The sequence below is a fragment of the Stieleria magnilauensis genome (assembly GCA_007753675.1).
In the GTDB taxonomy this organism is placed as follows: Bacteria; Planctomycetota; Planctomycetia; order Pirellulales; family Pirellulaceae; genus Stieleria; species Stieleria magnilauensis.
This window is the reverse complement of sequence record CP036432.1, coordinates 7092419-7105826: the sequence shown is the minus strand read 5'-3', so window position 1 is coordinate 7105826 and position 13408 is coordinate 7092419. Positions and strand designations below refer to the sequence as shown.

Here is a 13408-nt window from a genome sequence, read left to right as displayed (position 1 = left end):
CAAAACTAACGCTTCAGAATCTCAGCCAGCTCGATCAGGTGCCGAAGGCTGTCGCAGTGCGCCGCGTAACGCAGCTTCGGACGCAGTTGATCGTCCAACGCACGCCCCCCCACGATCAAGCTCACCCGATCGCCCAGCGAGTCGGCAAGCTGGTTCTGCTCACGCACAAAACGGGCCGGATCGTCAACCGCTGTCACGCTCAACCAAACCATTTTGGGCTGGTAATCCTGGACCGCCTGCATCAACGAAATCAGCGGCAAGTCGTTGCCCAAATTGACCGCGTTCCAGCCGCTTTCCCGCAGCGCCAGCTCCACCAACGCGGTCGGTAGCTGATAGGGGTCCGACTCCGGCGCCGCACCGATCGCAATCGGCGCCTCTGCAGGCAGGTTCGCGAGCCCCTCGCGAAGGTTGTAGATCAGCCGCGTGCAGATCGTGCAGCTGCGACGTTCTTGATAGACCTCCAGCTCGCCGCAGTCCCAAGCGTCACCGAGCCCTCGCATCGCGTCGGTGATCAGGTCCTCGGCCGCTTCGGCGCGGGACCACCCCAACGCGATCCGCTGCTCCAGCAATCGCATGCAGTGACGCTCGTCGCCGTCGGCCAAAGCCGCACGGAACTCCTGCTGCGTCGGCTCGGTGCCGGCTCCACGCACCGCGGTACGGCGGGCCGTCGGCTTCGACGCGATCTCAAGGTCGCTGCCGTCGATCCCCAGCGCTTTCGTGTCAACGATCGTTCGCTCGGTCGACTGGAGGAACTCACGCAGGCCCGAAAGGGTGATCCGGCGGTGGCCGCCGACCGTCCGGATGGTCGGGATCGCACCCTGGTCGCACCAACGCTTGACCGACGACTCGCTGACATGCAGCGAGCTGGCGATCTGTTTCGGAGAGAATTGGGGCAGCGAGTCGGTCACAGGCAGGGTCCGGGGCGTTGAATCAGGCAAACGTGGACGTTTTGGCTGAAAATCGTCCAGTGTGGACGTTTTTGAATCGTAGCGAAAACCTCCACCTCGCCAACCGTGGAATCGCAAAACTTTCGTGTTTTCGGCGTTTCTGCAGCGGATTTGGAACTTATTTCGCCATTTTATGCATCCGGGCATTGTTGTTGCACGAATCTACCGATATACCGTGATGAACGTTTTGAACGAAATGCCGTTCTGGAAACCGCCCCAAGGATCAAGCCATGGCTACCAAGCTCGCCCCCGCTCCCACGACTGACACGAAGAAAACCGCACCCAAATCGGATGCGTCCAAACTCCGTGCACGTCCGCCGGCTTGGTTGAACCTGGACGAATTGAACGATGCTCATCGCGAAGCCGATGGAATGGTCGCCCCGATCGGCGAACTGACGAGCGAAGAGCTCAAGAGCCGCACCAAGCGTCGGCTGCGTGAAGAGATCGATTTCATTTCCAATCCCGAGTTCGGCGATACCGACTTGGGCAAGCAACTGTTCGCCGAGCCGTTGAATCTTGCCCCCCGCAAAGCGGAGCTGGGCATCGCGGCGATCCGACGCAGCGGGATCGACATGCCGATCCACCTGGGGCGGCTTTGCGAGGCCCCGCTGTTGACCCCGGAACAGGAGCAGATGCTGTTTCAGCGGATGAACTACCTGTTGCAACAGGCCGCGGTGCATCGCAGCCTGTTGAATCCGGCGCGGCCGTCGCGGGTCCGGTTGGAGTTGATCGACCGGTTGATCGCGTTGGCCTCGTGGCATCGCGACCGAATCGTCGAGGCGAACTTGCGGCTCGTCTTTTCGATTGTGAAAAAATTCGTCAACCCGAACAACAGTTTCGATGACTTGCTCAGTGACGGAATTGTCGCGCTGATCCGCGCGGTGGAGAAGTTTGACTTCGACCGTGGGTTTCGATTCAGCACCTACGCGACGCAGGTCATCCGCCGCAATTCCTATCGCACCGTCGTTGTGAAACAGCAAGAACGTCAGAAGACGGTGGGCGGGTTGCAAGACATGGATCTGGATTTGACCGATGAAGGTCGCGAGTCGGCGATCAGCGAGAAACGCTGGCACGAACTGAGGAGTCGTTTGAGCGTGATGCTGAACGAATTGGATCGCCGCGAGAAATTTATCATCCGCGCCCGTTTTTCGCTCGGAGCGCACCGCAAAGTTCATACACTGCAGTCGCTCGCCAACCGCCTTGGTGTTTCCAAGGAACGCGTCCGCCAGCTCGAGCGTCGGGCGATGGATAAATTGCGTGCGATGGCGGGCGACGTCAACCTTGCGGAACTGGAGACTCAGTGAAAACCTATTTGGCTTCAACGACGCTGCCGGTCGACGCGGAGCAGGCCTTCGCCTATCACGAACGACGCGGCGCCCTCGATCGTTTGATCCCGCCCTGGAAAAAGGTATCGGTTGAATCGTCCGATGGAAGCCTGAAGCCGAACAGCGTGGTTGTGTTGCGACTGAAGTCCGGCCCGCTGTCGATGCGATGGGTCGCGCAGCACACCGAATACGATCCCCCCCACTGCTTTGTCGACGTCCAACGCTCGGGGCCTTTCGCCCACTGGGAACATCGCCACTTGTTCGACGCAGCATCCTCCGACGGCTGTGTGCTTCGCGATTCGATCACGTATCAATTGCCGCTCGGATCGCTCGGCAGAATGTTCGGCGCGACCTTGGCCCGCAAAGAATTGGAGACGATGTTCGCCTACCGCCACCGCGTCACCCGCGACGACTTGGAATTGGCGGCGAAGTACCAAGCGTCACCGATGAAGATCGCCGTCTCGGGTTCGTCCGGGCTGGTGGGGCAGAAGCTTTGCGCGTTGTTGACACTGCTCGGCCACCAAGTGATTCGGTTGGAACGTTCCATCGATCGCATCGAAGACGGTCAGGCTGCGATCGCTCCTTGGGATTCGCCCGAGCAGGCGGCCAAGCTTTCCGGCGTTGATGCCGTCGTGCATTTAGCCGGAAAGTCGATCGCGGACCGACGCTGGACCGATTCGGTCAAACAGGCGATTCGTGACAGTCGAGTCGATTTGACAAGTCGTTTGGCCGAAGCCTTGGCCGGGCTGGCGGACCCGCCCAAAGTCTTTCTTTGCGCCTCTGCGATCGGCATCTATGGAGATCGCGGGGACGAGGTGCTGTCCGAATCGAGTGCACCGGGCGAGAGCTTTTTGGCAGACGTCGCCCAGGAATGGGAACAAGCCTGTCGGCCTGCCGAACAAGCAGGCATTCGCGTCGCCAACGCGCGGCTGGGCGTCGTGCTGGACCCCGCCGGCGGGGCGCTCGAAAAAATGTTGACCCCGGCCAAACTGTTCGGCGGGGCCTTGGGCAGCGGACGTCAATGGTGGAGTTGGGTTTCGATCGACGATGTGATCGGTTCGATCTACCACGCAATTTGCGACGATCGCGTTTCCGGTCCGTTCAATGTCACCGCACCCAATCCGCTGACCAATCGCGAGTTTGCCAAAACGCTCGGGCGAGTGATCTCGCGTCCGTCGCTGGTTCCTGCCCCGGCGTTCGCTCTACGTCTTGCGCTCGGCGAAATGGCTGACGCGCTGCTGCTGTCCAGCACGCGCGTGATCCCGTCGGTGCTGCAAAAGACCGGATATGAATTTCGCTTCAGCCAGGCCGACGAGGCGTTGCGTTATCACTTGGGGGTGAATCGATTGGAGTCGATCGAATGAAGGTGAACGTGATCTTTCTGATCAATCTGGTCGCAACCTGGTACATGGTCGGATTGATCTGGATGGTCCAGGTCGTGCATTACAAACTGTTCGACCGGGTGGGCGAAGCGGAGTTTGTGAAGTACGAAACGGATCACTCAACTCTGATCACTCCGATCGTCGGGCTACCCATGTTGGTCGAGATCGCGACGGCAGGGATGTTGCTCGCTTTTGTGCCCGCCGGAATTCCACGCTGGGTTTTGGTGGCGGCGTTTATCGCCGTGTTGGCAATCTGGCTGTCGACCGCGCTGATCCAGGTGCCGTGTCACAACCGGCTGACGCAAAACGGTTTCACCCAGGCGGACTATCAACTGCTCGTCGGCAGCAACTGGATCCGAACGATTCTGTGGACCGCCCGAGGTCTGTTGCTCGCGTACTTCGCCAACAAGCTGATGGCGTAGGCGGCTCGACGCGTAAGTCCTACCGCGCAACGCTGTAAGGCATTTTTTAGCGGTAGGGCACAAGCCCTCCGGTGTTTCGGGAACGAAAGAGAACGGAGGGTTTACGCCCAATACCGCTCAATCGACAAGGTTGGGACCGGCGCAAGGCCCGTAGGCTTGCGCCAAACGGCTGGTCGTCACTTGATATCAGCCGGTTCGCGCCAGCGTCCGGGCGTCCCTCAAGGTCTTTCGATCCGGAAGACCTTCAGTTTTCCCAGGTCGCGGACGACCACGTCGTCACCAGCCACTGCGACATGAGCCCAGGAATTCTGTGCCACGTCCATCTCGTCGATCAGTTTGTAGTCCGGTGTGGAGCCGTCGAGCAGCATCAATTTGCCGCGCTCGGTCAACGCGAGGATGCGATTTCCATCGGTGATCAAGCTGGCGTACTTGCCGATCGGTCTGGTGGTGAAGGTCGCTTCGCCAGTTTGAGCGTCCAACGCCGTCATCCGTTCGTTCTTCAGATGCATGTAGATCCGCCCATCGACCAGCACGGGCGATGACATGTAGGCCTGTTGCTTCTGGTTCCATACCTCCCGGACCGTCCACTTGTCGCTGTCGCGAGAGATTTCAAACAGCTGGGCGGTGCCGCTGTGGGCGGATGTGAAAACGCGATCGCCGATCGGCAGTGGCGTCAGGATATTCATTCCGCGAAACGCTTGGATCGGCTGCTTCCAAAGCGGCTGGCCGGTTTCCAAGTCCACGCCACAGAGTTCGAGGCGGGTTTGCACCAGTAGCTGCCGCTTGCCGGCGATCGTTGCGATGATCGGGCTGGAGAACGCACCGGGCGAACTGGAGGCGGCGTTTTCCAGCGTTTGCCAAATCACCGATCCGCCGTTCATCGAAAGCTTGACCGTGGCGCCACCGGTTTGCATGTAAACCGCATCACCGTCGATCAGCGGCGAGCAATTTGCGCCGAACATCGGCAGCGGCGTTCCCATCGCTTTTGGGCAATCGACCCGCCACCTTACGGCACCGGTTTTCGGATCCAGGCAGACGATCACGTCGCGCATTCCGACGACGACCAAACCGTCGGGGCTGCAGGCCGGCGTGGCGCGAATCCAGTCTCCGTTGGAGGCCGCGAAAAACGGGACCGCCATCGACCCTTCCCACTGGGCGGTCCAGGCAACGCTGCCGTCGCTGAGTTGGTACGCGGTGACTTTCTCAAACGTCTTGTCGACCGTCTCGGTCGTGTACAGCATGCCGTCAAACACGACCGGTCCGCTGTAGCTGGGGGCATGCGGTTTTTCCCAAGCCAGCGTCAGGTTGCCCTGCAGTTTTTCGGGCAACTCACCGGACGTCAGTTGGCCATCGCGATTCTCGCCACGCCACTGGCTCCAATCGCCCGGGTCGGCAGCGACAATCGGGGAAGAACAGCAGACCAAGAGACAGGACAAGAGGCGGCGGAATTTCATGATGGCACGAATCGAAAGGGGGCGAAGGAACGACTGACGCACAGTAGTGCGCCGGCTACCCCCGAGTGTCAGCTGCCGTCTGTGCGGAGAGATCGCCTGCAGGTTGGTGTCCAGTCTTGAGGCGCATCCCCACGCGCTGCGAAGCAGCAAGACGGGCGGCTGAAGCCTGCACACCAGCGCATGTTGGTGTCCAGCCTTTAGGCGCATCCCCACGCGCTGCGAAGCAGCAAGACGGGCGGCTAAAGCCTGCACACCAGCGCACGTTGGTGTCCAGCCTTGAGGCGCATCCTTACGCGCTGCGGAGCAGCAAGACGGGCGGCTAAAGCCTGCACACCAGCGCGTGTTGGTGTCCAGCCTTTAGGCGCATCCTTACGCGCTGCGGAGCAGCAAGACGGGCGGCTAAAGCCTGCACACCAGCGCGTGTTGGTGTCCAGCCATGAGGCGTATCCCCACGCGCTGCGAAGCAGCAAGACGGGCGGCTAAAGCCTGCACACCAGCGCACGTTGGTGTCCAGTCTTCAGGCGCATCCTCTCGCGCTGCGAAGCAGCAAGACGGGCGGCTAAAGCCTGCACACCAGCGCACGTTGGTGTCCAGCCTTTAGGCGCATCCTTACGCGCTGCGAAGCAGCAAGATGGGCGGCTGAAGCCTGCACACCAGCGCGTGTTGGTGTCCAGCCATGAGGCGCATCCCCACGCGCTGCGAAGCAGCAAGACGGGCGGCTGAAGCCTGCACACCAGCGCGTGTTGGTGTCCAGCCATGAGGCGCATCCCCACGCGCTGCGAAGCAGCAAGACGGGCGGCTAAAGCCTGCACACCAGCGCGTGTTGGTGTCCAGCCTTGAGGCGCATTCCGGTCGCTGCGGAGCAGCGAGCATCGGCAAGTCGGGTGCGCGGCGATGCGGCGAGGGGCCGTTACGCGGCGACCTTGATGAACGACGCGAGTCGATCGGCGCGGCTGGGGCTTTGCAGCTTTGCGACGGCCTTGGCTTCGATCTGCCGGACACGTTCACGCGTGACCTTGAAGATCCGACCGCATTCTTCCAGCGTGTAGCTGTAGCCATCGACCAGGCCGTAACGCAAACGGATGATTTCGCGTTCTCGATACGTCAACGTCTTGAGCAGTTCGTCGATCTTTCCACGCAGGATTCCGCCGGAGGCCATGTGCACCGGGTTCAGGCTATCGTTGTCTTCGACGAACTCGCCAAAGCTACTGTCTTCGCCTTCGCCGACGGGGCGATCCAGGCTGACCGGGTGCCGGCCGATGTCCATCACACGCTGGACTTCTTCCAACGGCACTTCGGTCAGCTCGGCGATTTCTTCGTACGACGGTTCCCGTTTGAGTTGCTGGGTCAGTTTCTTTTGCGCCTGACGCAGTTTGCTCAACACGTCGATCATGTGAACGGGAATTCGGATGGTGCGTGCCTGGTCGGCGATCGCCCGCGTGATCGCTTGACGAATCCACCAGGTCGCGTAGGTGCTAAACTTGAATCCGCGTCGATACTCGTACTTGTCGACCGCACGCATCAGCCCCGTGTTGCCTTCCTGGATCAGATCCAAGAACGACAGTCCACGGTTGCGGTATTTCTTGGCGATCGAAACGACCAACCGCAGGTTGCCGCTGCTGAGTTCGCGTTTGGTGGCTTCGAATCGTTCAAAATGCTCGCGTGCTTTGGTCACACGTTTGTGCAAGCTTTCGGGCGTCTCCTGCGTCAACATCATCAGCTCACGCAGCTCTTGTCGCAGATCGGCGGCTTCGTCGCGGCTGATCGCATCGTTGCCGAGTTCGGCCAAGCGGGTGCGGATGTAGTTCATGCGTTTTGAAAACTCTTCCAGCCGTTCCAGCATCGGGGTGACGCGTCGGCTCCGCAGACTCAGCTCCTCGACCAGTTCCAACGCTTTGCGGCGACGGGCGATGAATCGGCGTCGGACTTCGGCCTTCAGTCGTGGCGGGGTGCTCTTGCGAGCCAACGCTTCAAAGTCTTCGCGATTTTGAGCGATCAGGTGATCGAGCGTCCGCAGGTTGTGTGGCATCCGGGCGGAAATCTGTTCTTTGGTCAGGTGCTCGGTCAGCGAGACCTTGATGGTTCGATCGAAGGGCAGTTCACCTTCGTGGACGCGATGCAGCACTTCGACGGTGTGACGCAAGGCGTAGTCGGATTCCAGCAAGCAGCGTCGGAATTGTCGCCGGGTGACTTCGATCTTTTTTGCCAGCGAGATTTCTTGGTCGCGCCCCAGCAACGGGATCTCGGCCATTTGGCTCAGGTACATGCGAATCGGATCGTCACTCGCCCTGGGCATGTCGACGCTCGCCAGTTCTTCGGCAGCCGCGGCACCGGGCATTTGGTCGTCGTCATCGTCGGCTGCGGGGCCGCCGTCGGCGACATCGCGCAGTCCACGAACATTGGGCTCGGGGCGCCGCGTCGTTGCGGCCGGTGCGCTGTGTCCGTCGACCAGCTTGATCCCGAATCGCTCGATCACTTCGATCAGCTTGTTTAGCTTTTTCGGGCTGCCGTCTTCATCGGGAAGGTAGGCGTTGATGTCATCGTAGGTCAGGCATCCGTGCTCGTGACTACGCTCTACCAATTCGGCAAGTTTTCGATCCATCAAAAGCATTGTTCAAAACCTCATGTTTGAGTTGCCCATCATGGGCGTGCGGGTCGTTCCTTTTCACCGCGTCGGTGCTTTTATCCAGACGCGGTGCTTTTGTTTGCTTGACGTTGCGGGCGTCGTTCGGTCGTGGTCGTTCAGCTCCTCCCTAATGGTCAATTTGCTGACGGTCTTTCTCACGATCGAAAAGCTGCTTTAGTAGATCCAGCTCTTCGTTTTCGTCCAAGGCCAATGATTCAAGTTTTGCGATTTGTCGATGCTTTTCTGCAATGTTTTCGCGCCGATGAAATTGTTCTAGCAAAGACTGGAACCGCTGCTCGGGGCTTTGCGTGATTTTTCCTTCACGCTGTGCCAGGCGAAACTGCATCGTGACGACTTCATTTTTCAGGAATTCATTTTCAATCAATGCCAGCAAGGTTTCGACGGTCAGCTCACGACCCTGCAGATCCAGTTCTTGGTAGGCCGCCAAGATCATCTTTGCCGACAGCGTGTCCAGCCATTCGGGATCGATCGCTTCGACCGCCCGGCCGGCCAACTCGGGTGATTCGATCATCACTTCAAACAGCTCGCGATCAAAACTGCTGAGCGGGACCTCACGATCCTGGTTCGGTTTAACGGTCGCCGCGTTCGTTGTCGGGGCAGGTGTCGCGGCAGGCCCGGCATGCTCCATCGACCATGGATCGTCCAGATCCATTTCCGCGGCTTCGGCCAGCAATAGATTCGGGTCGATCGGTCCGGTTGCCGATCCGACCGGCGCCGGGGGCGTGTTTCGTGTGGTGGGGCCGGTATTTCGTGCGGCGGGGCTGGTATTTCGTGCGGCGGGGCTGGCGGAGGCGTCGCCGGAACGCGAGTCCGTGCCGGCGGCGGCGCGAAATTTTGCCGCTTTGCGTTTCCGCTCCTTCTCTTCGGCCCGTTTCTTTTCCAGGCGATCTTCCAGCCGCGACTGGGAGATTTCGAAGGTCCGCGAAAGACGCAGGATCATCTGATCTTGTTTGAGCGGGTCCAGCATCGGGGCTTTGGCCAGAATCCCGGTCATTGTGTCGATCGCCTGCATCACCGCGTGGGTGTCATGCGTGACATCGATTCCCGCAGTCAGGGAACGCAGCTTGTGTTCCAGGGCGTCGGGCGCCTCGGCAACCATTTGCTCCAACGCGTCGCGTCCGTGTTGATGCAGGTAGTCGGCCGGGTCCATCGCATCGGGCAGCGTCAGAACGCGAAGGTCCGCATCTGCCTTGATGAACAATTCCAGCACTTCGTCGGCGCGGCGTTGGCCGGCCGCATCGCCGTCGAGCACCAGCACGACGCGGTCGGCCAGTCGTTTGAGGGTGCGGACATGGGCTTCACCGAGCGCGGTGCCGAGGACGGCAACGACCGGCTCAATCCCCGATTGCCGCGCCGCGATGACGTCGGTGTACCCTTCCATCACCAGCGCCTGGCCGCCCTTGCGGATCGATTCCCTGGCGAGCTGCAACCCGTACAGCTGTTCCGACTTTCGAAACAGTTTGGTCTCCGGGCCGTTGATGTACTTTCCGCCGGCGTTCTCGCCGTGTCGCGCCGCGATCTCCGGGATCACCCTGCCGCCCATCGAGATCGGGCGGTTTTGCATGTCGTGAATCGGAAACATCAAACGACCGCGGAACAGGTCGTAGCTGCCGTTTCCGCCGCGGCGGTTGAGCGCGACGCCGGCGGCGACCGGGATCTCGGCGCGGAACTTGTTTCGTTTGAGCAGTCCGGTGGCGAAGTCCCAGCTGTCCGGGGCGAACCCGATCCGAAACAGGTGTCGGTGTTCGTCGTCGATCCCGCGGCTGGCCAGGTAGTCACGAGCGATCTTGGCGTCGTCGGTTGCCGGCGCATCGAGCTGATCGAAATAGGCGTCGCAAATCAGCTTGACGGCGGCCAGCAACGTGGATTTGTCGTCCTTGGATCCGGCGTCTACCTTGGGGCCGGTCTGGTATTCGATCCCGGCTTGTTCGGCCAGCGATCGCAGCGCGGTGACGAAATCGACGCCGTCGCGGCGCATCACGTAGCTGAACACGTCTCCGCCGATGTCACAGACCCAGCATTTCCAGGTCTGGCGTTCACGGTTGACCGTCAGCGAAGGCGAGCGGTCGTCGTGCCAGGGGCACTGGGCGGCCAGCATGCGTCCTTTCGGGACCAGCGTCAACGACGCACCGATGACGTCGACAAGGTCGACGGCGGCACGCACTCGCTCTTTGAGGTCCAGGTCCATCATTGCGGACAAAGCCACTCGCTGAAAATGTCCCTGCGAATTCATTCCGAAATCGCGCAGGATTGGCGAAACCATCCGGATCGGTCGACTCGTGCCGAGTGGGGCGGATTCGAGGGGGCCAATTCACAGACCCTTTCCATCCGCCGCGCGGCAAAGACTTTCTCCTGAAAGCCGTTCGAGCAAATTTCGATCACACGCACTCCGTTGCAGCGTAACAAATCTCGCCGCCCACCGGACTCCGACGGGGATCACTCCCGTCTGGAGAGGAGGGGGCACGAGCGATGCTTCGCATACGAGCTGGAGGAGTTTCACGATCGGCTGATTTCACGTCAAGATCAGTTTCACGCGAATTTCTCGCGGCTTCCTTGGGCACGATTAAACCTGTGTCCCGTTCCCTTTTTCACTGAACTTTGCCGAATCCCGTTACGAAGAACGGGTTTCCCGTCGGTATAATCTCCTGAATCTACCCCGTCCCTCACCGGAACGCTTGTTTCCCAGTCCGGACCATGCCCGCATTCGACGTCGATTCGCAGAGCCCGGGCGGCTCCTTTGAACCCCAGCCGGCTGACCATTGGTCGATGCCGCTGGGAGCGATTGCCGGCATCCGGTTGTACCTGTCGTATTCCGTGTTCGTCGCGCTGGCGATCCTGGCGGGGCTCGTCGCGACGGTCCACGGCCGCGAAGGCAACGGTGACCTGCCGCTGGTCGCCCTGACCGCCGTGACGATCTGGTGTTTCGGCTGGGGGCTCCAGCTGCTCGTGCAACTCGGGCTGCATCGCTGGACGAACGCCAAAAGCGAATCGATCACGATCGGGTTGCTGGGCGTCGAGGCCGCCAATCCGCTGTATCGTCGCTACCCCTGGTCTGCGGTTGCCAATCTGATGGCGGCTTGTTTTTCGTTGACCGCACTGGTGATGTTGGGAGCCTCCTGCTTGGCCGTCCACATGCTGACGCGGACGGCCGGTTATGCCGACGGCACGTTGTGGCTGCAAGAACTCGCCGCACCGGGCTTGGGTTTGGACGCCGTGGAGAAAAGCTACTTGACGGCCGCCTGGTTGCTGTGGATTCAAGCCGCCTGCCAGGCGTATCCGTTGCCGAAAAACCTGGGCCGTGGCGCCATCGCATCAGCGATCGCGTTGTTCGCCGCCGAGGCCAATGATGACCTGCAACTCAAACTGCTGCGTCGGTTGTTGCAATTGATCTCGCTGATCACCGTCGTCATCGCGATCGCGACCCTGATCGGTGACGGCGATGTCCACCTTCCCCGTTGGCCGGTCCTGTTGTTCCTGGCCGGCCTGTTGTGGGTGTCGACCTATAAAAACGATCTGCGTGACTGGATCACCTCCATCCACGTCGCCGCTGCAGACCCCATCGCGGGACACTTCGACGTCACCGAATTGCGGGCCAGTGATGTCACCGACAGTCACGACACGTCGGTGCGGACGCCTTGGCTGAGTGAGTGGATCGACTCGGTGCGGATGCGTCACAAGCGAAAACGAGTCCGCGCGGCGATGCGGCGCGAGCACGAAGAAGCCAATGACGCGGCCCGCTTGGACCAAGTGCTACAGATCGTCAGCCAGCACGGCACCAAGGGGCTCAGCCACGAAGACCGCGCGCTGTTGCAACGCGTCAGCAAGAACTTGCGCCGCCACCGTGAGTCTCAGCAGCAAAGCGACGGCGGTGCGTCGGAGTGATCGAGAGGGGAGAGAGACAAGGAGACAAGGAGAGAGGGATGAGTGTCGCTGGGACCCGAGGCGCTGCATAGGCACGATGCCGACGAGGCCTGCCCACCGGCGCCCAACTGATCATCATCGCGTCATACTCTGCTAGACGCCATAGGGCCGTTACAATCTCCACTAGCGTCTGCATGCACCTGTGCGCGTGGCGAGATCCGGCACAACTTGTGGAATTGCGCCGTTGGACGCATGATCCAAAATCGCTCTTGACCGCTTTCCCGTCGGCATTGGACTGCATGACATGACAATTGGTATTGATCCGAAAGTTGATTTTGCCTGCAAGCAACTGCTGGGAAGCCCAGATCATCCCGCGATTACACTGCACTTTCTCAACGCCGTCCTCGATGGGAACCCGGCGATCACCGATGTGCAGATTCTAAATCCGATCATCGAAAAGAGTTTTGAAGATGACAAAGCATCGATTCTGGATGTCTTGGCGACGGACGATCGCGGGCGGTTCATCGACATCGAGATCCAGACGACGCTTCCCGCTGGGTTGTCCGAGCGACTGACCTACTACGCGGCCAGCCAGTTGGTCGAACAACTCCAGGAGGGCGACAGCTATCGGGAACTACGCCCTTCAATCGGGATTTGCGTTCTTGATGCGATCCTCTTTCGCGAATCAAGTCCTCTGCATCTCGACTTCCAACTTCGAACCCTGAGCGGCGAATTGCTGACAGATTGCCTGCAAATCCACCTTTTAGAGTTGCCAAAGTACGAGCCCGGTGCGGATAATGTCGTGGTCGTCGACCCGGTCCGTCAGTGGTTTCACTTTTTCCGATTTGCGGCGACTTCCAGAGCCGACGAACTGCGGCATCAGCTTCCCGATCCGGTCTTTGCCGAAGCGATAGGAGTATTGGAAATGATTGCCAGAAACCCCGAAGATAAGCGATTCTACGAATCACGTTTGAAGATGCAGCGTGACGAGCAAGCGCGTCTGGAGGCGGCGGAGGAACGTGGTGAAGCTCGAGGTGAAGCTCGAGGTGAAGCAATTGGCAGGGTAAGAGTGCTTCAATCGCTTGCAGGCGTCGCAGAATCAACGATCGAAGATCTGCGACGACGCTCATTGGAGGAGCTTGCTGCAATGGAAGCCCAGTTGACGCGTCAGCTTCGTGAGCGCATCTGAAAGTCTGTACCGTACTCCACTGATCGGTACTCCACTGATCGGTACTCCACTGATCGGGGCGATTGGCTACCTAGCAGCAATTGGAGCTGCTCCTCATTCACCGGCTGGCTTGGAAGCAGTGGATCCACTTCTCTTGATTTGCCGCAACTTGGATTGCCGAAGGATTGAGACGGGCCAAGTT

The 13408-nt window shown here is 60.1% G+C and carries 9 protein-coding genes; 5 read left to right on the top strand and 4 right to left on the bottom strand.

Annotated features, from left to right (window positions below; genetic code table 11):
* Window positions 1–5: 5 nt before the first annotated feature.
* Window positions 6–908, bottom strand: a complete 903-nt coding sequence (locus TBK1r_RS25410; RefSeq protein ID WP_372895236.1) for a B12-binding domain-containing protein — start codon at window positions 906–908, stop codon at window positions 6–8.
* 269 nt (window positions 909–1177) lie between these two features.
* Here TBK1r_RS25410 and TBK1r_RS25405 point away from each other — a divergent pair, with 269 nt between their 5' ends.
* Genes TBK1r_RS25405 through TBK1r_RS25395 form a run of 3 tightly spaced genes read left to right on the top strand, consistent with a single transcriptional unit; the run spans window position 1178 to window position 4076 of the window.
* Window positions 1178–2251, top strand: a complete 1074-nt coding sequence (locus TBK1r_RS25405) for a sigma-70 family RNA polymerase sigma factor (RefSeq protein WP_145217265.1) — start codon at window positions 1178–1180, stop codon at window positions 2249–2251.
* A complete protein-coding gene (locus TBK1r_RS25400; RefSeq protein ID WP_145217262.1) occupies window positions 2248–3636 on the top strand; it encodes a TIGR01777 family oxidoreductase in 1389 nt (462 codons plus the stop codon). The genes TBK1r_RS25405 and TBK1r_RS25400 overlap by 4 nt, the downstream gene beginning before the upstream one ends.
* The gene (locus TBK1r_RS25395) at window positions 3633–4076 is read left to right on the top strand and encodes a hypothetical protein (protein WP_145217259.1); all 444 of its coding nucleotides are present in this window, start codon (window positions 3633–3635) and stop codon (window positions 4074–4076) included. Before TBK1r_RS25400 ends, TBK1r_RS25395 begins: the two co-directional genes overlap by 4 nt.
* Window positions 4077–4294: 218 nt before the next feature.
* On the opposite strand, the gene TBK1r_RS25390 is transcribed toward TBK1r_RS25395, so the two are convergent.
* The 3 genes from TBK1r_RS25390 to dnaG all read right to left on the bottom strand — a co-directional run bounded on the left by TBK1r_RS25390 (window position 4295) and on the right by dnaG (window position 10368).
* Complete coding sequence (locus TBK1r_RS25390) at window positions 4295–5530, bottom strand: PQQ-binding-like beta-propeller repeat protein (protein ID WP_419580385.1); 1236 nt, start codon at window positions 5528–5530, stop codon at window positions 4295–4297.
* 910 nt (window positions 5531–6440) lie between these two features.
* Entirely contained in the window at window positions 6441–8141 is a 1701-nt protein-coding gene (locus TBK1r_RS25385) for a sigma-70 family RNA polymerase sigma factor (protein ID WP_145217253.1), read from the bottom strand.
* Window positions 8142–8283: 142 nt separating this feature from the next.
* Complete coding sequence (gene dnaG, locus TBK1r_RS25380; RefSeq protein WP_419580384.1) at window positions 8284–10368, bottom strand: DNA primase; 2085 nt, start codon at window positions 10366–10368, stop codon at window positions 8284–8286.
* A 503-nt stretch (window positions 10369–10871) separates the two neighbouring features.
* On the opposite strand from dnaG, the gene TBK1r_RS25375 reads away from it, so the two are divergent.
* Together TBK1r_RS25375 and TBK1r_RS25370 are read left to right on the top strand one after the other, a co-directional pair.
* Window positions 10872–12059, top strand: a complete 1188-nt coding sequence (locus tag TBK1r_RS25375; protein WP_145217251.1) for a hypothetical protein — start codon at window positions 10872–10874, stop codon at window positions 12057–12059.
* 283 nt (window positions 12060–12342) lie between these two features.
* Window positions 12343–13227: an Rpn family recombination-promoting nuclease/putative transposase gene (locus TBK1r_RS25370; protein ID WP_145217249.1), complete on the top strand. Its 885-nt coding sequence runs from the start codon at window positions 12343–12345 to the stop codon at window positions 13225–13227.
* The last annotated feature ends 181 nt before the right edge of the window (window positions 13228–13408 follow it).

Coding starts and splice junctions, on each gene's coding strand:
- TBK1r_RS25385 (WP_145217253.1), bottom strand. CDS start 8,141: ATGCTTTTGATGGATCGAAAACTTGCCGAATTGGTAGAGCGTAGTCAC.
- TBK1r_RS25395 (WP_145217259.1), top strand. CDS start 3,633: ATGAAGGTGAACGTGATCTTTCTGATCAATCTGGTCGCAACCTGGTAC.
- TBK1r_RS25390 (WP_419580385.1), bottom strand. CDS start 5,530: ATGAAATTCCGCCGCCTCTTGTCCTGTCTCTTGGTCTGCTGTTCTTCC.
- dnaG (WP_419580384.1), bottom strand. CDS start 10,368: ATGATGGACCTGGACCTCAAAGAGCGAGTGCGTGCCGCCGTCGACCTT.
- TBK1r_RS25405 (WP_145217265.1), top strand. CDS start 1,178: ATGGCTACCAAGCTCGCCCCCGCTCCCACGACTGACACGAAGAAAACC.
- TBK1r_RS25370 (WP_145217249.1), top strand. CDS start 12,343: ATGACAATTGGTATTGATCCGAAAGTTGATTTTGCCTGCAAGCAACTG.
- TBK1r_RS25375 (WP_145217251.1), top strand. CDS start 10,872: ATGCCCGCATTCGACGTCGATTCGCAGAGCCCGGGCGGCTCCTTTGAA.